The sequence below is a fragment of the Palleronia sp. LCG004 genome (genome assembly GCF_032931615.1).
Lineage (GTDB): Bacteria > Pseudomonadota > Alphaproteobacteria > Rhodobacterales > Rhodobacteraceae > Palleronia.
On the sequence record NZ_CP136759.1, the window covers coordinates 2,331,383 to 2,349,976 of the forward strand.

The following is an 18,594-nucleotide window of genomic DNA, read 5'->3' on the forward strand; positions in this document are numbered from 1 at the left end:
TCGCAGGGAGGACATCGCATGACAGTCTACGACACCGCATTTTCCGCCACCACGGCCAGCCCCGTCTTCTTCGACGAAGAACATCAGATGCTGCGCGATCAGGTCCGCCGCTTCGTCGAGACCGAGATCAAACCCAACGGCCTGCAATGGGAGGAGGACGGGATGGTGCCCCGCGCGCTCTTCCGCAAGATGGGCGAGATCGGATTCTTCGGCATCCGTTATCCTGAGGAATTCGGCGGATCGGGCCTCGACCATCGGGCCACGATCGTCTGGGCAGAAGAGCTCGGACGCTCGACGTTTTCCGGCGTGGCGATAGGTGCGCTCGTCCATACCGACATGGCCTCGATCCATATCTGGAACGCCGGCAACGACGAGCAGCGCCGCAAGTGGATCCCGAAATGCATCTCGGGCGAGGCGGTCTCGGCCGTGGCCGTGTCCGAGCCCGGTGCCGGGTCCGACGTGAAGGGCATCACCACCCGCGCACGGCGTGACGGCGACGACTGGGTATTGAACGGATCCAAGCTCTTCATCACCAACGGGGTCCACGCGGATCTCTACTGCGTCGCGGCCAAGACCGACCCGGAGGCGAAGCCCTCGCGATCCGTGACGATGTTCCTGGTGGAGAAAGGCACGCCGGGCTTCAGCGTCGGACGGCAGCTCGACAAGCATGGCTGGCGCTCATCGGATACGGCCGAACTGGTCTTCGAGGACGCGCGGGTCCCCGCCACCAACGTCCTCGGAGAAGAGGGACGCGGCTTCTACGAGATCATGAAGAATTTCCAGAACGAGCGTCTGGTGATCGGCGCGATGGCCATGGGCGAGGCACAGGTCGCACTCGAAATCACGCTCGACTGGGTGAAGGGCCGCAACGCCTTCGGGGCGGCGCTCTGGGAAAAGCAGGCGATCCGCCAGCGTCTCGCCATGCTCGCCGCGCGGGTCGAGGCGTGCCGCCAGATGATCTATGCCACCGGCCGTCGCGCCGCGCTGGGCGAGGACGTCGTGCGCGAGGTCTCGATGATCAAGGCGCTAGCGGGCGAGCTCGTCAACGAGGTCATGTACGATTGCGTGCAGTTTCACGGCGGCATGGGCTTCATGCGCGAATCGACCATCGAACGGATGTCGCGTGACGCGCGCGTGCAGTCGATCGGCGGCGGTGCGACCGAGGTCATGCTCGAGGAGGTTGCGAAACGGATGTGAGCCGGCCTTGACGGGGGAGGCGCGCGGGGTCCAAGTCGTGGCGTGACCACCCAAGCAAGGACCGCCCCAATGAGCTCCGATCCCGTCGATCCCGCCGCCCTAGACCGTCTGGCCGAGGTCGCGGTCCGAACCGGCCTCAACCTTCGCGAGGGACAGGACCTGATCCTGACCGCCCCCGTCGAGGCGCTGCCGCTCGTCCGGCGGGTCGCGGCGGCCGCCTACCGCGCGGGGGCCAATCTCGTGACGCCGATCCTGTCGGACCCGGAGGTGGCGCTCGCCCGCTACGCCCATGCGCGCGACGAGAGCTTCGACACCGCGCCCGGCTGGCTCTACGACGGCATGGCCACGGCCTTCGGCAACGATACCGCGCGGATGGCAATCGTGGCCGAGGATCCCATGCTCATGGCCGAGCAGGACCCCGCCAAGGTCTCGCGCGCGGGCAAGGCCAATTCCATCGCCTACAAGCCGGCGCTGGAAAGGATCGCGACCTTCAAGATCAACTGGACCATCGCCGCCTATCCCGGACGCCAATGGGCGATGCGGATGTTCCCCGACATGGACCCCGACGCGGCCCAGGCAAAGCTCGCCGAGGCGATCTTCGCGGCGTCCCGCGTCACCGACGACAATGCAGTCGCGAACTGGGCCGAGCACAATGCCCGTCTGGCCGAGCGGACCGACTGGCTCAACGGCCACCGCTTCCGCGCCCTGAAATACAGCGGCCCCGGTCTCGATCTGACCGTGGGCCTTGCCGACGGGCACGAATGGATGGGCGGAGCCTCGCGCGCCGGGAACGGGATCGTGTGCAATCCCAACATCCCGACCGAGGAGGTCTTCACCACGCCGCATGCAGCGATGACCGAAGGCCGGGTGCGCGCGACGAAGCCGCTTTCGCATCAGGGCAGCCTCATCGACGGGATCGAGGTAGAGTTCCGCGAGGGCCGCATCGTCGAGGCGCGCGCGACAAAGGGCGAAGCCGTTTTGCGCGAACTGATCGCGACCGACGAGGGGGCCGCACGTCTGGGCGAGGTCGCGCTGGTACCCCATTCCTCGCCGATCTCGCAATCCGGCCTGCTTTTCTACAACACGCTCTTCGACGAGAACGCGGCCTGCCATATCGCACTCGGGCAATGCTATTCCAAATGCTTCGTCGATGGCGACACGCTCACCCCGGCCGAGGTCGAGGAACGAGGCGGCAACAGCTCGATGATCCATGTCGACTGGATGATCGGCGGGCCGGAAACCGATATCGACGGCATCGCCGAGGATGGAAGCGTCACACCCGTCTTCCGCAAGGGCGAATGGACGATCTAGGCCGGGCTGGACATCCTGCGCCCGCCCGCGTCTTCTGAACCGATGGACGACGATCTCGAACAGCGCATCGCCGCCGCGCGCGGCGATCTGCCCGCCGATCTGGTGCTGCGGGGGGGGCGTGTTCTCGACCTCGTGACGGGTGACCTGCTCGACGGCGATGTCGCGATCCGTGGGGGCACCATCGTCGGAACCTGCGCGGATTACGAAGGGGCGCGGGTGATCGACGTCTCGGGGCTCATTCTCGTCCCGGGCTTCATCGACACGCATCTCCATGTCGAAAGCAGCCTTGTCACGCCGCTGGAATTCGACCGCTGCGTGACCCCAAGGGGTATCACCACCGCGATCTGCGACCCGCACGAGATTGCCAACGTGCTGGGCGCGGACGGAATCCGCTGGTTTCAGGCTGCCGCTCGGCTCACGCTCATGGACCTGCGTGTCCAGCTCTCCTCATGCGTGCCCTCGACCGAAATGGAAACGGCGGGTGCGGAGGTCACGGCTCGCAATATTGCCGACCTGATGGGCGATCCGAGCGGCATCGGACTTGCCGAATTCATGAACTACCCCGGCATACTCCATCGCGACCCGCAGGCGATGGAAAAGCTGCGGCTCTTTTCGGGCGGCCATGTCGACGGGCATTGCCCCCTCCTCTCGGGGCGCGATCTCAACGCCTATGTCGCGGCAGGCATCTCGACCGAACACGAGGCGACGAGCGCCGGCGAAGCGCGCGAGAAGCTGCAGAAGGGAATGCGCGTCCTCATCCGCGAAGGCTCCGTCAGTAAGGATCTCGACGCGTTGGCCCCGCTTCTGACCGAGCGGACGGCCCCATACATGTGCCTCTGCACCGACGACCGGAATCCGCTCGATATCGGCGAGGCCGGGCATCTCGACTACATGATCCGGCGGCTCGTCGCGTTGGGCGCACCGCCGCTGGCGGCCTATCGCGCGGCGAGCCTCTCGGCGGCCGAAGCGTTCGGGCTGCGCGACCGCGGGCTGATCGCGCCGGGCAAACGCGCCGACATCGTGGCCGTCGGAACCCTCGAGGCCTGCGACGCGCGGCTCGTCCTTGCGGGAGGGCGCGTGGTCGATGGCGATGCCTTCGCCGCGCGGGGGAACCTGCCATCCATCGGGCGCAAATCCGTGACCGCCCCCAGGGCCACGCGAGAGACTTTCCGCTCTTCCGCCAACAGGGTCGAGACGCCCGTCATCGGGATCCGCGAAGGTCAGATTTTGACCGATCACCTGAGCGAGGACATCCCCGTCACCGATGGAGACAAGCGCCCAGACCCGTCCCGCGATCTCGCGCGCATCGCGATCCTCGAACGGCATGGATGCAACGGCAACGTCGCCACCGGCTTCGTGCGCGGTTTCGGGATGACGCGTGGGGCCATCGCCTCCACCGTCTGCCACGACCACCACAACATCGCCTGCGTCGGCATCGATTACGACGACATGGCGCTCGCCGCGAACCGCCTGACCGAGATCGAAGGCGGATTCGTGGTTGCGGACGATGGGAAAATCCTGGCCGAGCTCGCCTTGCCCGTCGCGGGGCTCATGTCGCTGGAGCCGTTCGAGCATGTCGAGGCGCGGCTGCGCGACCTGCGCGACGCGGCCACGTCACTGGGCGTGACACTCGAGGAGCCCTTCCTGCAACTGGCCTTCCTCGCCCTGCCGGTGATCCCTTCGCTCAAGATCACCGACCGGGGGCTCGTCGACGTGCTGAAGTTTGAGATCCTGCCCTAACGGCGCGGCACCGAGTAAAGGACGAAACCGCCGACGCGATCGACCTCGATCCCGCCCGTCTCGGTCACGAAGAGACCGAGATCCCCGGCATCTTCGGGGCAGGCCACCAAATCGGCTGCATCGTCGAGATACTGGTTCGTATAGGCACTTTCGCCCACGCGGCGGCACTGGTCCCCCTCGTCCCGGTACGGCCCCAAAAGCGGCAGATCGACCGGAATGGGCGGTGCCTCCACCGGCAAACAGGCAGTCAACGTGAGCAGCGCTGCGATCGGGATAATGCGCATGGGTCTCCTCCGCTCGGAATGGCACGTCCCGACCCTAGCAGCGGCGGCGTGCATCGCGCGAGCGGAATATCGCGGCCTCTATCTCTGTCGTGCGACGACCTCGCGCACGACGCGGATGCGGTCGGCATTCGGCGGATGCGTCCCCAGGAAGCGGTTTCCGGGGTCGGGAGCGTTCTCGAAGAAGGCAACGCCGCGGATCGGATCGTATCCCGCCCGCATCGTCAGGATCGCACCCAGCGCGTCGGCCTCGAGTTCGAATTCCTTGGAGTAGCGCCGCCCGCCGTAGAAGGCCCCGATATTCTGCGCCCGCTCGATCGCGACCTCGTCGCCCCCTCCGAGCGCGGCGACCGCCCCGGCGAGGATCGCTCCCGTCTGGGCGGATGCCTGCCCGCGGGAGATATGGCCCGCGATATGATGCGCCGCCTCGTGGCCCAGGACGAAGGCCAGCTCGTCGCTGTTGGCCGCATCGCGGATGAGCGCCAGCGTGAATCCCACGACCGGCTGACCGTCGGGCCCGAGCGTCTGGAACGCGTTCGGCGGAATGCCCGGACGATCGTCGACCACGATCGCGTAATCGCATCTGACGCCGCGCGTCCGCGCGCGGCACTCGTTGATCGCGACCGGCAGCATGTCGTCGACCACTTGCAGAAAGGCCTGGGCCGGAACGCTCGGACGTGTCGGCACCGGCGTCGGCGTGACGCGCTGCGTTTCGACAGGTGCGGGGCGCGGCGCGGGCTGAACAAGAACGATCTCCCCGCATGCCGTCAGGCCCATCAGGAGGAGGAACGCGATATATCTCATGGCAACCTTCGTCGGGTTCATCGGCGGTCGCGACAATAACAGCGCCGAGTGCGGCGACCAGTCACGTTTTTAACGATCGCAGTCGCCCCATCTTCACGATCATGAGCGATGCGCCCCTCGTCATCTACAACGGCCGCTGCCCGATCTGCGTGCCCGAGATCCGGTCCTATCGCCGTCAGGCCGAGGCCGCCGGCATCGACATGGACTTTGCCGATTTCAACGAGATGTCGCTCGACCGGTTCGATCTGACCGAGGATCAGGCGGCGCGGCGGCTTCACGTCGTCAGGGACGGACGGCTGGTCTCGGGCATCGATGCGTTCCTCGTGATCTGGCGCGCTCTTCCTCGTACGCGCTGGATCGCGAGGCTCGTAGATCGACCTCTGCTTCGCCCCTTTGCGGGGTGGATCTATGACCGGATCCTCGCGCCGATCATCTACCGCATGCACAAAGCACGCGAGAGGCGCTAGCGTCCCGTTCACCGATCGCCTAGCGTGAGCCCATGTTTACCATCGAACACGATTTCGACGCGACGATCATCACGCTGGTCGACGACCCCGCACCGCACAGGCAGGAGGATGTCGTCGTCAACGCGTTCGAGGATTGCGTGACGCTCGAACAGGTCGACACGCGCACCGACATCGTGCGGACCGTGACGCTTTCGCTTTCGCAAGTGCGCGATCTGGCCGCCGCGCTCGACCTGCCCGAAGGGGCCTACCAGCTCGGGACGAAGCAGCGATGAGCACGGGATTCTTCTGGGACGAGCGGTGCTTCTGGCATGGCGGCGGCAATTACGCGTTTCTCGCCCCCGTCGGCGGCCTTGTCGAACCGATGCCGGGGGGCTTGCCCGAAAGCCCCGCCGCCAAGCGGCGGCTCAGATCCCTCATCGACGTGACGGGCCTCGCTGCGACCCTCGACATGCGGGGCGCGGATCCCGCAACCTGGGAGGATCTCGCCCGCGTCCATCCAGAGCCGTTCCTCGAGAAATTCAAGATGCTCTCCGACGATCAGGGCGGCGAGCTCGGCTTGCGGACCCCGTTCTCCAAGGGAGGGTTCGAGATCGCCGCGCTTTCGGCCGGACTGTCCGTCTCGGCGGTCTCCGCCGTGCTCAGTGGCGAGATGCGCAACGCCTACGCGCTGTCGCGTCCACCCGGTCATCACTGCCTGCCGGAATGGCCGAACGGGTTCTGCCTGCTCGCGAATATCGCCATCGCGATCGAGGCTTCGCTGGCCAAGGGGTTGGCGCGACGGATCGCGGTAATCGATTGGGACGTGCATCACGGCAACGGCACGGAAGCGATCTTCTACGACCGCTCCGACGTTCTCACCATCTCGCTGCACCAGGAACGGAACTACCCGCTCGATACCGGCGATGCCGAGGATCGTGGCCGCGGGGCGGGCGAAGGCTTCAACTGCAACATCCCGCTACCGCCCGGTACGGGCGAAGCCGGCTATCTGTCCGCATGGGATCGGATCGTTGTGCCGCAGGTCGATGCCTTCGCGCCGGACCTGATCATCGTCGCCTGCGGCTTCGATGCGTCCGGCGTCGATCCACTCGGCCGGATGCTGCTCGGAGCCCAGAGCTTCGCCAAGCTGACGGCCCGAGCATCCGAGCTTGCCGACCGTCATTGCGGCGGCCGTCTCGTCCTTGTCCACGAAGGCGGCTATTCCGAGCTTCATGTCCCGTTCTGCGGCCACGCCGCGATAGCGACGCTCGCCGGCAGCGGGATCGACGCAGGCGATCCGCTCGGGCCGCGCATCGCGGGCCAGCAGCCCGGCCCCGAATTCGACGGCTTCGTCGAAGCGCGGATCGACGCGATCACCCGCACTCTCGGCATCGGGTGATCGGCCTGCAAGGTCTTCAGATCTGCTTTTCGGGCATCCGGACGACCAGCCCCTCGAGATCGTCAGTCACCTTGATCTGGCAGGTCAGGCGCGAGCGCGTCGGATCGGGCTGATACGCGAAATCGAGCATGTCCTCTTCCATGTCCTGACGCTGAGGCAGCTTTTCGACCCATTCCTCGGCGACGTAGACGTGACAGGTCGAACAGGCGCAGGCCCCGCCGCAATCGGCTTCGATTCCCGGAATGCCGTTGTCGCGCGCGCCCTCCATGACCGTGAGACCGACGGGCACGTCGACGACATGTTCGGTTCCGCCATGTTCGATATAGGTGATCTTCGGCATTGAGCGGGCCTCCTTCGGGCAATGGGTCGGCTCACTTGGTAAGGGTCCGGGGCCGGGCTTTCCAGACGTGAATTGCCGTGACGACCGGCTTTCGGACGCCTCCGAAACGAAAAAGGGGCGGATCCTCGCGGATCCACCCCCTCATCATGCTTGTAGAGGCCGGATCACTCCACCGGCAGAGCCACGAAACGCGGATTGCCATCGCGCCGGATGAGCAGGAGGATCGATTTCCGTCCAGCCTCCTGCGCGGCTTCGACGCGGGCGGTCAGATCGGATGCGGACGCGATCTTCTCCTGCCCCGCCTCGGTAATGACGTCGCCCGCCCGGATGCCCTTTTCGAAGGCTTCGCTGTCATCGGCGACCTCCGTGATGACGAGACCGTCCATTCCCGACGAGAGACCGAGTTCCTCGCGGAGCTCTTCGTCGAGCGGGCTCACCGTGAGGCCGAGAAGTTCCGTCTCGTCGCTTTGCGGCACTTCTTCGGGCGTGGCCGCGGTCCGGATGGCCTGCGCTTCCTCGCGGCGACCAAGCGTGACGGACAGCTCGACCTCCTCGCCGTCGCGATAGACCGTCACCGGAACCTCGGTGCCGACCTCTGCATCGCCGACACGGCGGACGAGTTCCCGGGTATCGACGACATCGTTGCCGTTGAAACCGGTGATAACATCGCCGGCCTCGACGCCGGCCTCCTGCGCAGGGCCTTCGGGCACGTCGGTGACCAGCGCGCCCGAGACATTCTCGAGCCCGATGCTTTCGGCGATGTCATCCGTCACGTCCTGGATGCTGACGCCCAGCCAACCGCGCCGTGTCTCGCCGAATTCGCGAAGCTGGTCGACGACCTTGGTCACGACGTTCGAGGACATGGCGAAGCCGATGCCGATCGAACCGCCATTGGGCGACAGGATCGCGGTATTCACGCCGACGACTTCGCCATCCATGTTGAAGAGCGGCCCGCCGGAATTGCCCCGATTGATCGCCGCATCCGTCTGAATGTAATCGTCATACGTCCCCGAAAGCGCGCGATTTCGCGCCGAGACGATGCCAGCCGAGACCGAGAAGCCCTGCCCGAGCGGGTTGCCCATCGCGACAACCCAGTCGCCGACACGCGCCTCGTCGCTGTTGCCGAACGGAACCGGCTGGAGCGGCGCGTCGGAGGTGACCTTCAGAAGCGCGATGTCGGTGTTCGGATCGGTCCCGATCACTTCGGCCGGGAGCTGCTCTCCGTTGTAGAATTCGATATTGATCTCGTCCGCGTCCTGAATCACGTGATTGTTCGTCACGATAAATCCGTCTTCGGAAATGACGAAACCGGATCCGAGTGCCGCACGGCTGCGCGGGGCCGGGTCCGCTTCGCCGCCTGGGCCGCGCTCCATGAAGTCGCGGAAGAAATCCTCGAAGGGGGATCCTTCGGGAATCTGCGGCGCGGGACCGGTCCGCGACGAGACCGTCGTCGATGTCGTGATATTCACGACCGAATCGCTGATCTGCTCTGCCAGAGGAGCGAAAGTCTCGGGGGTGGCCTTGGCGCTGGCCGCCTGCGTCACGGCAAGAGCGATGCCGAGAAAGAGGGCGGTGAACCATTGGCGCGGAGAAACCTGCGCCTGGCCTTGCGGGATTGCGATAGACGTCACTCGTCTCTCCTTAGCTCTGCTGGAATATCCGGGCCGCGTCAGATCGGGACGATCCTTGCAAGCCCTGGCGTTGCCTGATGATCCGATTAAACGATTCTGTGGGCGTCTCGCAACAGATCCGGATCGATGCATCTGTCAAACCACCGTGAAAGTCTGACACATCACGTCGTCAGCCCGTGGTAAAGCACGACGAGCCCGACGCCGGCCACCAACGCCAGAAGGCCGATCAGACGTCGCGCCTCGACCGGTACAAGACGTAGTGCGTCGAGCAGATCCTCCAAACGCGAAGGGGCCAGTGCGAACACCAGCCCCTCGAAAATCAGGACGAGCCCGATGCTCAGAACGACGAATTCCATCAATTCGTCGCGGCGCTATCCGACGTCTGCTGCAACTCGGTCCCGCTCTGGTTCCCGAGCGATGCGCCTTCCGGTGCCTCGGCGGCCCCGTCGTCCTCGGCGCCCGGCTCGGTCAAGCTCAGGATATCCGCCGCGTCAGGCTGGCCCGATGCGGTCGCACCCCGGGGGTTGTCGGACTTCAGGTAATTGAAGAATTCGCTGTCGGGCGACATGATCAACGTCGAGTTGCCCCCCTGCAGCGACCGCTCGTATGCGGTGAGCGAGCGATAGAATTCGAAGAATTCCTCGTCCGCACCGAAAGCCTCGGCAAAGACGCCATTGCGCTCGGCATCGGCTTCGCCTCGGGTGATCTCGGCCTCGCGCTCGGCTTCCGAAACGAGCTCGACCCGTGTCCGGTCGGCCTGCGCACGAACGCGCTGAGCGGCCTCCTGACCACGTGCCCGCTCGTCGGTCGCCTCCCGCTCACGCTCTGCCCGCATCCGTTCGAAGGTCGCAGCGAGGTTCTGATCGGGAAGGGCCGTCTGCTTGAGGCGCACGTCGATGATCTCGATCCCGAGGGCATTCGCCCTGATCCGGGCCTGATCGCGGATCCGCGTCATCAGGTTCGCGCGATCCTCGGACAGGATCGTGTTCGACGTCACACCATCGGAACCCAGAACCGCCCGTGTTTGCGCGATGAGGATCGCGGCAAGACGGCTTTCGGCCGAGCGGATCCCGGCCGCACCCACGGCGCGGCGAAACTGCTCGACATCCATGATCCGGTACCGTGCGAAGGCATCGACGATCAGGCGGCGGTCATCCGACGGGGTTACCTCGATCGGGTCGGTATCGAGAGACAGGATCCGGTCGTCGTAGCGCACGACGTCCTGGATGAACGGAACCTTGAAGGCGAGGCCCGGAGTTTCCTTCACGGACTTGATCTGACCGAATTGCAGGACCAGCGCCTTTTCCCGCTCATCGACGATGAAGATCGACCCCATGAGCGCGACGATCGCGACGGCCGCGGTGCCGAGCAAGATGTAGGATTTCCGCATCAATTCGTCCCTCCGTTGGTCTGGGTCGTGTTGCCCGACCGGCGGTTCAGTTCGTTGATCGGCAGATACGGCACGACGCCCTGTCCGCCGCCATTGCCCTGATCGTCCATGATGACCTTGTCGACGCGACCCAGAACCTCTTCCATGGTCTCGAGGTAGAGACGCTTGCGCGTGACTTCCGGGGCCTTCTGGTATTCGCCGAGCACGGCGGTGAAGCGGCTCGCCTCACCCTGCGCCTCGTTCACGACCTGTGCGCGATAGCCCTCGGCCTCTTCGAGAATCTGCGCCGAGGCACCGCGCGCATCGGCGAGCACCTGGTTGGCATAGGCATCCGCCTGCCGCTCCAGGCGATCGCGCTCCTGCTCGGCCGCCTGCACGTCGCGGAAGGCGTCGATGACTTCGGTGGGCGGATCGGCCTTGTCGAGGTTGAGACGAACGATGTTCACACCGGAATCGTAGCTGTCGAGCGTGTTCTGGATGAGCTCCTGAGCGTCATTGGCGATCAGCGCCCGATCGCGGTTCAGGATCGGGGCAAGCTCGGAGCGAGCCACGACTTCGCGCATCGCGGATTCGCTCACCGACCGGATCGTCTCCGGCGGCTCCGCCAGATTGAAGAGGTACTTGGCCGGATCGCTGATGTTCCAGACGACCTCGAATTCGATATCGACGATGTTCGCATCAGTCGTCAGCATCAGGCCGTTATCGGTCTCGTTTCCACGTCCGACGCCCAGTTCCTCGGTCTGCTCGCGCGTGACCGGAATGACCTCTGCGGTGACGAGGGGCCATGGCGCGAAGTTCAGACCCGGCTGACCGATGGTCGAGAACTCGCCGAGGAACAGCTCCACCGACTGCTCGTCCGGCCTCACCGTGTAGAAGCTCGCGGCAGCCCACACACCCACGACCACCAGACCGCCAAGGAGCCAGGTGTTGCGACCGAAGCCAGGGCCACCGCTTCCGCCCGAGCCATTGGGACGGTTGCCACCGCGACCGCCCATGAGGACGCGCAGCTGCTCCTGGCCCTTTTTCACGATCTGATCGATATCGGGAACCTGGTTATCGCCTCCGCGGTTACGACCTGGACGCCGATCGTCGTTGTCGCCACCGTTGCTGCCGCGATTTCCACCGCCGCCGCCCCAAGGTCCTCCGTTATTGCTCGCCATACCTGGTGTTGCCTCTCTCGGTCTCTGTGTCTGCAGGGAACTCTGGACAGATTGTGCCTGAACCGGCCGGATTCAACCAGCCCGCACCGGCTCGCGCATGGTCACGATTTCTTCGGAAATCGTCGGGTGCACCGCGCATGTCCGGTCGAACTGCTCCTTCGTCATCCCGGCCTTCACTGCAATGCCCACCAGCTGGATCATCTCGCCGGCCTCGTCCGCGACGATATGACAGCCGAGGATCACCCGCGTCTCGCGGTCGACGATGAGTTTGAGCAACGTGCGGGCCGGCTTGTCGATGAAGGCCTGCCGCATCGGACGGAACGACGTGCAGTAGACTTCGATCTCGCCCCGCTCCGACGCCTCCTCCTCGGTCAGGCCGATCGTGCCGAGCTCAGGACGGGTAAAGACGGCCGACGGGACAAGCTCGTGATCCACCGGGGTCCTGTTGCCCTTGAAGACCGTCTCGACGAAGGCCATCCCCTCGCGGATCGCGACGGGGGTAAGCTCCAGTCGCGATGTTACGTCGCCGATCGCATAGATCGAAGGCACCGTGCTCTGGGAATATTCGTCAACCACGATCTCCCCGGACCGCCCGAGCTCCACGCCGACATCCTCGAGCCCCATATCCGCGGTCGAGGGCCTGCGTCCCGTGGCAAAGATCACGTGATCGAACGTGCCCTCGCGCCCCGTCGTCGACTTGACCCATATCCGCTTGCCAGCCTTCTGCCGCGTCTCGGATTTCGGGTTCTCGCCAAGGCTGGTCGAATCGTTCTTGGCAGGGGCACCCAGAGCCGCGTCGGAATTGCTGATCGTTCCCGTCTCGACATCCACTTCGTCGGCAAGCTTCATCTCGACGATATTCGTGCCGGTATGGATGCTGACGCCGCTATCGGCGATCATCTCGGCGACGAGGCCACGCGCCTCCTCGTCGAAGCCGCGCAGGATCTGGCCACCGCGATGGTAAAGGGTGACGTCCACACCCAGCCCGTTCAGGATGCAGGCGAATTCGCAGGCGATATAGCCACCGCCGATGATGAGCACGTTCTTCGGCAACTCCTCCATGAGGAAGAGATCGTTCGACACGAGACCCAGATCCGCGCAAGGCATGTCGGGCCGGAACGGATGCCCACCCGTCGCGATGAGGATGTGCTTGGCGGTCTTGCGGACACCATCGGCGAGTTCGACACTATGCGCGTCGGCAAGACGCGCGCGGCTGTCGAAGACCTCGACATCCGACTTTTCCAGCATCGAACGATAGACCTTCTCGAGCCGGTCGAGCTCGGCGTGGAGCTTGCCGCGAAAGCGTGGCCAGTCGAAGGTGCCGATCTCCGCGTCCCAGCCATAGGCTTTCGCATCCTCGGCAAGGTCCGCGTAATCCGATGCGAAGACCATCAGCTTCTTGGGCACGCAGCCGCGGATGACGCAGGTGCCGCCCATCCGGCTTTCCTCGGCAAGGGCGACACGTGCGCCCGTGGCAGCCGCCGTCCGCGCGGCACGCACGCCACCCGATCCGCCGCCGATCACGAAAAGGTCGTAGTCGAAATCCGCCATGAAACCCCGTTCACTCGTCCAGGTCTGAAAAGATGTTGTCCCGCCCCCTGCGGACGGATCGACGTCGCCCCTTCGGCCCCGACCCGCCTTCGCGGAGTTCGACCCGCTCGTCCGGATGGCCCATGACGACCGTGTCGCAGAGGTCGAGGAAGAGACCATGCTCCACCACGCCCGCGATCTCGCCAAGCGCGCGCGCCAGGGGCCGCGGATCGCCGATCTGGCCCAGATGCAGATCGAGGATATGATTCCCCTCGTCCGTCAGGAAAGGGACATCGCCGTCCATGCGCAGCGTCACGTTGTCGCCCGGCAGGTCGAGCGCGCTCACGCATTCCTCGACGAGGCGACGCGTCGAATGACGCCCGAAGGGCACGACTTCGACGGGCAGCGGAAACGCCCCGAGCCGGGCGACCTCCTTGGAGGCATCGGCGATCACGATCATCCGGTCCGACGCGCTGGCGACGATCTTCTCGCGCAATAGCGCGCCGCCCCCGCCCTTGATGAGATTGAGCGCACCGTCGAACTCGTCTGCCCCGTCGATCGTGAGGTCCAGTCGCGGCACCTCGTCGAGCGTGACGATCTCGATCCCCACCTCGCGGGCGAGCTCGGCGGTCCGCCGGGAGGTCGGAACGCCGCGGATCCGCAACCCCTCATGTGCGACCCGCTCGCCCAGATGACGGACGAGCCATGCCGCGGTGCTCCCCGTCCCGAGGCCCAGCGTCATGCCGTCCTCGACGAAATCGCAGGCGCGACGCGCCGCCGCCCGCTTTGCCCTGTCACCAGGCGATAGATCCTCCGTCATCGCGCCCCCGATGCTGCGTTTCGCGGCCTTATAGGGCGTTCAGGTCCGAGGGGCCATCGCAAACGGGCCAGCGCCGACCGCGGCCAGCGCCTCTGCAAGGCAGGCGCGGGGCAGGATGACCAGCATGCCGCGCCCATTGAGGTCGAGCCTCACGGCCCCCGTTGCGCGGTTCGACGTGCCGATGCGACCGTCGGGCGCGAAATCTATGCCATCGATCGGCCATTCGAGCCCCTGCGACCGCCCCGTGACGGATGCGAGCGGGAAGAGCGACACCCGGGTCCCCGGCGCGAGGTCGACAACCGTGGCCCCGGGCCCTGCGGCGAAACACAGGTCTTCCGCACCGATCAGGAGATGCGGACCGCCGAGCCGCGCCAGCACGCTCATCGCGGCGAGGGTGTGATCCGCGCGCCCCCCCATGAAGCCCAGACCGATGACCAGCGGTGCCTTGATCCGGGAAAGGCATTTCTCGAAATCCGTGCTGTCCTGCTCGTCCACGTGACACAACCGGGTCGCATCGATCCCCGCGCGCGTCGCATCGTCGAGCGAATCCATGTCGCCGATCACCCGCTCGGGCATCAGCCCCGCCTCCAGCACGTGTCGCGCGCCCCCATCGGCCGCGACGATGCACGGCGCGATCGCGACCGCCTCCTCGAGATCCTCCCTCTCGACCGGCCCGCCGCCCACGAGCGTCACCGCGGCTCCGCCATTCTCCATCGCTTTCGCCTTCCTCATGGGGAACCGCGGTCACGGTCCTGCCATCAAATCAACGCATTCTTTTCGAGATCCGGTTCAAATTCAGCCCCCGATCCGTCGTATCCAGGGCCTTCGGACCGTAAGTAGAAGCGAGATCGTGAATGCCCGAATGCCCCAAGGTCCTCAGCGTCACGTTCGGTGCTTTCTCGTGCACGCTCGAAGGTTTCGACGACCCGGTCGAGACATTGCGCCAGGTCGCGGACCATTTCCACCACCTCGCGAGCCGAGACCACGGATTCAGCGCACAGGCCCCAGCCTCCGACACAGATCTCCTGCAGCACCTCGCCGAGAGTGCTTCGGATGACGAGATCGAGGCACACATTCTCGACGGCACCATCACGCTCCGCCATCGCGATGACCCGCACGATCCGGTGACGCAAGTCTCGCCGGACATGCCGATCGCCACCGATCTCTTCGCCGAGGGGGTGACCGACGATCTCGACGAATGCGAGCCCATCGACGACGGCTCGGCCGCCGACGACCCCACGCCGATTGCGAGCGATGAGGACACGCAGGATTCCGTGGCGGCGTTCCTTGCGGGGCTCGAATATCTCGAATGTCCGGAGCGCACGGATGCGCGGACCGAGCTGCCCGAAATCGACATCCCGAACGATCCCGAACTCACGCAGGACGAGGATCCTACAGACACCATCATGTCTCCCATCCCCGACGAGGACGACCAGGACGAGGAAACCTCGCGCAGGGATGCCGCGATGGATCGGCTGATGAGCATGGCGGCCGAACGGCTCGAGGATGCCGAGGGTCATCGCCGTCGTTCGGCCATCAATCATCTCCGGGCGGCCGTCGCCGCCACCCGTGCCGACGAACAGGCGCGTGACCAGCGCGACGCCCGTGTCGAGGACCGGACCGGACCGTTCCGCAACGATCTCGACCGGGCCGTACGTCCGAGCCGCCCCGCCCCCGGCCTGCGCGTCGCCCAGCGCCCGCGCCTCGGGGCCGTGGCCGACCGCCTCGTCCTTGCCGCGACACAGCGGGTCGATGAGGAAGCGGTCGTGACCGCTCCCACGCGCCCGCGCCGCGTCGCATCGGAACTCGCGACAAGTGACGATCGCGACTTTCCCGACTTCGCGCGCCGCGTCGGGGCGTCCGATCTGCCGGACCTCTTCGAGGCCGCCGCCGCCTATTCCCAGATCGTGGAGGGCCGGGACGGCACCAGCCGCCCGACGATCCTGCGCCGGGCGGGCCACGCAACGGCGGACGCGTTCAGCCGCCAGCGGGGGCTCGAGCTCTTCGACGACCTCGTCAGGGCGGGACGCCTTCGGGAAATCGAGCGGGGCCGTTACGGACTGGCCGAGAACGCACCGATGATCGACCGGGCACGCGCCTCCGCCGACTAGCTCAGTGTCTGCCGTCCGGATCCTCCCGGCCGACGCCGCGGAAAATCCCGCGGAACGGCAGAGCCCAGAGAATGCCGAGCACGACATAGACGAGAAGTTCGACCAGGATCGGCGGCCTCCCGAGCCAGGTCACCACGCTCGAGGCCACGACGATATAGACCGGCAAACCCAGAAGCAGGATGACGAGCGACCAGCGCCGCTTGGCCTTGTGACCCATCGCCATCAGTCGGCGAAGGGATCCTTGACGAGGATCGTGTCCTCGCGCTCGGGCGAGGTCGAGACCATCGCGACCGGGCAGCCGATGAGTTCTTCCAGACGGCGGACATACTTGATCGCTTCGGCCGGAAGATCGGCCCAGCTCCGGGCGCCGGCGGTCGATTCCGACCAGCCCGGCATCTCCTCGTAGACGGGAACGCAGCGCGTCTGCTTGTCGGACGCCGTGGGAAGGTAATCGAGCCGCTCGCCGTCAAGCTCGTAGCCCGTGCAGATCTTCAGCGTCTCGAACCCGTCGAGCACATCGAGCTTGGTGAGCGAGATGCCGTTGATGCCCGAGATGGTGCAGGTCTGCCGCACGAGGCAGGCATCGAACCAGCCACAGCGGCGCTTGCGCCCCGTCGACGTTCCGAACTCGTTGCCGCGCTCGCCGAGCCGCTCGCCCACCTCGTCCTTGAGCTCCGTCGGGAACGGCCCCTCGCCGACGCGGGTCGTGTAGGCCTTCACGATGCCCAGCGTATAGCCGACAGCATCGGGCCCCATGCCGGTCCCGGTCGCCGCCTGCCCCGCCATGACGTTCGACGAGGTGACGAAGGGATAGGTCCCGAAATCGATGTCGAGCAGCGCGCCCTGCGCCCCTTCGAAGAGGATCCGCTTGCCCGACCGGCGCTTCTCGGCCAGCACCTTCCAGACCGGTGCGGCATAGGGAAGGATTTCCGGCGCGATGGCGAGCAGATCGGCGATGAGCGCGTCGCGGTCGATCGGATCGAGGCCAAGGCCGCTTCTCAGCGCATTGTGGTGCACGAGCGCGCGATCGACACGCGCCACGAGCGTCGCCTCGTCGGCGAGGTCGGCCACGCGGATCACGCGGCGACCCACCTTGTCCTCGTAGGCCGGGCCGATGCCGCGCCCCGTCGTGCCGATCTTGGCGACCGTGGCCTGCTCCTCGCGCGCGCGGTCGAGCTCGCCGTGGAAGGGCAGGATCAGCGGCGTGTTCTCGGCAATCATGAGCGTCTCTGGCGTGATTTCGACGCCTTGCTCGCGGATCCCCTCGATCTCGCGCTTGAGGTGCCACGGATCGAGCACGACACCGTTGCCGATGATCGAGAGCTTTCCGCGCCGCACGACGCCCGACGGAAGTGCATGGAGCTTGTAGACCGTGCCGTCGATGACGAGCGTATGGCCGGCATTATGGCCGCCCTGGAACCGCGCGATCACGTCGGCACGCTCGCTCAGCCAGTCGACGATCTTGCCCTTGCCCTCGTCGCCCCACTGGGCGCCCACGACGACTACGTTGGCCATGCTGTATTCTCCGTTACGATCCGCGCCCCTATTACAGAAGCCGGTGGCGGAGGCAAACATGATTAATTCCGGAGCCTCGCGAAACGTATTGTTTCGATAAAAATTCGGGAAAATGAAGCGGGGATTTGTTACACCTAATTAAGGGTTGGTCGAATTGAGAGATGACCAATTCCGTAATGCAACGATCAAGAAAGACCGACGCCAATAGTATAAAGAGGAATTAATCATGAAAAGATATCTCGTGAGCGGGATGCTATTTGCCTGCACGTCAATTGCCGCGAATGCGGCGACGATGGACGAATTCCGTGCCGAAACGGAAATTCTGAATCTCGGCCTTGGAAGCTACGACCTTCTCACCGTCAGCGCGACGCAAACCGGAATTCGCAACGGGCCGGCCGATCCAGACATCGCGCTCGCCCAGGTCGCGGCCGATATCGATCTCGGCCTCGCCACGGCCCAAGTCGATCTGGGCGTTCTCGGCGTCGAATGGCTCTCGGATACTCTTTTCAGACTTATCTTCGACCTCGAAACGAATGTCAGCATTCTGGGGGCCGACATTCCGATCGAGGTGACCGCCGTCCCCACGATCAACTGGAAACTTTCGAATCTCGATTTCGACAATCCCGTCACCGGCGTGACGCAGGTCAGCGGGATCGGTGCCGACAGGATCAGCTTTTCGCAACGCACCATCGACATCGACTACGACAATCTCGTCGGCGTGGGCGCGACCCTCTTCGGTCAGGAGGCCGACGCGGTCTTCCAGGTCGAACAGGGTGAAATCGGTGCAGTGCCGTTGCCGGCCGGCGGTGCGCTGCTCCTGACGGGCTTCGGCGCGTTCGGCGCGATCCGCAGACTGAAACGCCGGGGCTGATACCGGTTGCGGGTGGTCAAAGGGGGTTGTTCGCGATATGGGCAACCCCTA

20 protein-coding genes are annotated in these 18,594 nt (G+C 65.4%); 8 read left to right on the plus strand and 12 right to left on the minus strand.

The window, feature by feature from the left end:
- The first annotated feature begins 18 nt into the window (after positions 1-18).
- From RVY76_RS11415 to ade, 3 genes are all read left to right on the plus strand, one after another.
- Positions 19-1,197, plus strand: a complete 1,179-nt coding sequence (locus tag RVY76_RS11415; protein ID WP_317374147.1) for an acyl-CoA dehydrogenase family protein — start codon at positions 19-21, stop codon at positions 1,195-1,197.
- A 69-nt stretch (positions 1,198-1,266) separates the two neighbouring features.
- Positions 1,267-2,508, plus strand: coding sequence for an aminopeptidase (locus RVY76_RS11420; protein WP_317374149.1), 1,242 nt, complete (start codon positions 1,267-1,269; stop codon positions 2,506-2,508).
- 42 nt (positions 2,509-2,550) lie between these two features.
- Positions 2,551-4,248: an adenine deaminase gene (gene ade / locus RVY76_RS11425; RefSeq protein WP_317374151.1), complete on the plus strand. Its 1,698-nt coding sequence runs from the start codon at positions 2,551-2,553 to the stop codon at positions 4,246-4,248.
- On the opposite strand, the gene RVY76_RS11430 is transcribed toward ade, so the two are convergent.
- On the minus strand, positions 4,245-4,532 hold the full coding sequence (locus RVY76_RS11430; protein WP_317374152.1) for a hypothetical protein: 288 nt from the start codon (positions 4,530-4,532) through the stop codon (positions 4,245-4,247). The two genes, ade and RVY76_RS11430, sit on opposite strands and share 4 nt — an antisense overlap.
- Positions 4,533-4,610: 78 nt before the next feature.
- A complete protein-coding gene (locus RVY76_RS11435) occupies positions 4,611-5,333 on the minus strand; it encodes a M48 family metallopeptidase (protein ID WP_317374153.1) in 723 nt (240 codons plus the stop codon).
- A gap of 101 nt (positions 5,334-5,434) precedes the next feature.
- Here RVY76_RS11435 and RVY76_RS11440 point away from each other — a divergent pair, with 101 nt between their 5' ends.
- Genes RVY76_RS11440 through RVY76_RS11450 form a run of 3 tightly spaced genes read left to right on the plus strand, consistent with a single transcriptional unit; the run spans position 5,435 to position 7,175 of the window.
- Positions 5,435-5,800 (plus strand): DUF393 domain-containing protein, encoded by a 366-nt coding sequence (locus RVY76_RS11440; protein ID WP_317374154.1) that lies wholly within the window; start codon positions 5,435-5,437, stop codon positions 5,798-5,800.
- A 32-nt stretch (positions 5,801-5,832) separates the two neighbouring features.
- Entirely contained in the window at positions 5,833-6,072 is a 240-nt protein-coding gene (locus tag RVY76_RS11445) for a hypothetical protein (RefSeq protein WP_317374155.1), read from the plus strand.
- Positions 6,069-7,175 carry a class II histone deacetylase gene (locus RVY76_RS11450; protein ID WP_317374156.1) on the plus strand — a complete coding sequence of 369 codons (1,107 nt, stop codon included), beginning with the start codon at positions 6,069-6,071 and terminating at the stop codon, positions 7,173-7,175. The genes RVY76_RS11445 and RVY76_RS11450 overlap by 4 nt, the downstream gene beginning before the upstream one ends.
- Before the next feature lie 16 nt (positions 7,176-7,191).
- Here the strand turns inward: RVY76_RS11450 and RVY76_RS11455 are convergent, their stop codons facing one another.
- The 8 genes from RVY76_RS11455 to RVY76_RS11490 form a co-directional block, all read right to left on the minus strand.
- Positions 7,192-7,515: a 2Fe-2S iron-sulfur cluster-binding protein gene (locus tag RVY76_RS11455; RefSeq protein WP_317374158.1), complete on the minus strand. Its 324-nt coding sequence runs from the start codon at positions 7,513-7,515 to the stop codon at positions 7,192-7,194.
- A 164-nt stretch (positions 7,516-7,679) separates the two neighbouring features.
- Positions 7,680-9,146, minus strand: a complete 1,467-nt coding sequence (locus tag RVY76_RS11460) for a Do family serine endopeptidase (protein ID WP_317374159.1) — start codon at positions 9,144-9,146, stop codon at positions 7,680-7,682.
- A gap of 161 nt (positions 9,147-9,307) precedes the next feature.
- The gene (locus RVY76_RS11465; RefSeq protein WP_317374160.1) at positions 9,308-9,502 is read right to left on the minus strand and encodes a DUF2065 domain-containing protein; all 195 of its coding nucleotides are present in this window, start codon (positions 9,500-9,502) and stop codon (positions 9,308-9,310) included.
- The gene (locus tag RVY76_RS11470) at positions 9,502-10,536 is read right to left on the minus strand and encodes a protease modulator HflC (RefSeq protein ID WP_317374161.1); all 1,035 of its coding nucleotides are present in this window, start codon (positions 10,534-10,536) and stop codon (positions 9,502-9,504) included. Before RVY76_RS11470 ends, RVY76_RS11465 begins: the two co-directional genes overlap by 1 nt.
- Positions 10,536-11,696 (minus strand): FtsH protease activity modulator HflK, encoded by a 1,161-nt coding sequence (hflK, locus tag RVY76_RS11475; protein ID WP_317374162.1) that lies wholly within the window; start codon positions 11,694-11,696, stop codon positions 10,536-10,538. The genes RVY76_RS11470 and hflK overlap by 1 nt, the downstream gene beginning before the upstream one ends.
- A gap of 72 nt (positions 11,697-11,768) precedes the next feature.
- Positions 11,769-13,247 (minus strand): FAD-dependent oxidoreductase, encoded by a 1,479-nt coding sequence (locus RVY76_RS11480; protein WP_317374163.1) that lies wholly within the window; start codon positions 13,245-13,247, stop codon positions 11,769-11,771.
- 10 nt (positions 13,248-13,257) lie between these two features.
- Positions 13,258-14,046: a ribose-5-phosphate isomerase RpiA gene (gene rpiA / locus RVY76_RS11485; RefSeq protein WP_317374164.1), complete on the minus strand. Its 789-nt coding sequence runs from the start codon at positions 14,044-14,046 to the stop codon at positions 13,258-13,260.
- A gap of 39 nt (positions 14,047-14,085) precedes the next feature.
- On the minus strand, positions 14,086-14,778 hold the full coding sequence (locus RVY76_RS11490) for a thiamine diphosphokinase (RefSeq protein WP_317374165.1): 693 nt from the start codon (positions 14,776-14,778) through the stop codon (positions 14,086-14,088).
- Positions 14,779-14,900: 122 nt separating this feature from the next.
- Here RVY76_RS11490 and RVY76_RS11495 point away from each other — a divergent pair, with 122 nt between their 5' ends.
- Positions 14,901-16,157 (plus strand): hypothetical protein, encoded by a 1,257-nt coding sequence (locus tag RVY76_RS11495; RefSeq protein ID WP_317374166.1) that lies wholly within the window; start codon positions 14,901-14,903, stop codon positions 16,155-16,157.
- A 1-nt stretch (position 16,158) separates the two neighbouring features.
- On the opposite strand, the gene RVY76_RS11500 is transcribed toward RVY76_RS11495, so the two are convergent.
- Positions 16,159-16,380 carry a DUF2842 domain-containing protein gene (locus RVY76_RS11500; protein ID WP_317374168.1) on the minus strand — a complete coding sequence of 74 codons (222 nt, stop codon included), beginning with the start codon at positions 16,378-16,380 and terminating at the stop codon, positions 16,159-16,161.
- The gene (locus RVY76_RS11505) at positions 16,380-17,672 is read right to left on the minus strand and encodes an adenylosuccinate synthase (RefSeq protein WP_317374170.1); all 1,293 of its coding nucleotides are present in this window, start codon (positions 17,670-17,672) and stop codon (positions 16,380-16,382) included. Before RVY76_RS11505 ends, RVY76_RS11500 begins: the two co-directional genes overlap by 1 nt.
- A 226-nt stretch (positions 17,673-17,898) precedes the next feature.
- Between RVY76_RS11505 and RVY76_RS11510 the strand changes: the two genes are divergently transcribed.
- Positions 17,899-18,543 carry a VPLPA-CTERM sorting domain-containing protein gene (locus RVY76_RS11510; RefSeq protein WP_317374171.1) on the plus strand — a complete coding sequence of 215 codons (645 nt, stop codon included), beginning with the start codon at positions 17,899-17,901 and terminating at the stop codon, positions 18,541-18,543.
- Positions 18,544-18,594: the final 51 nt, after the last annotated feature.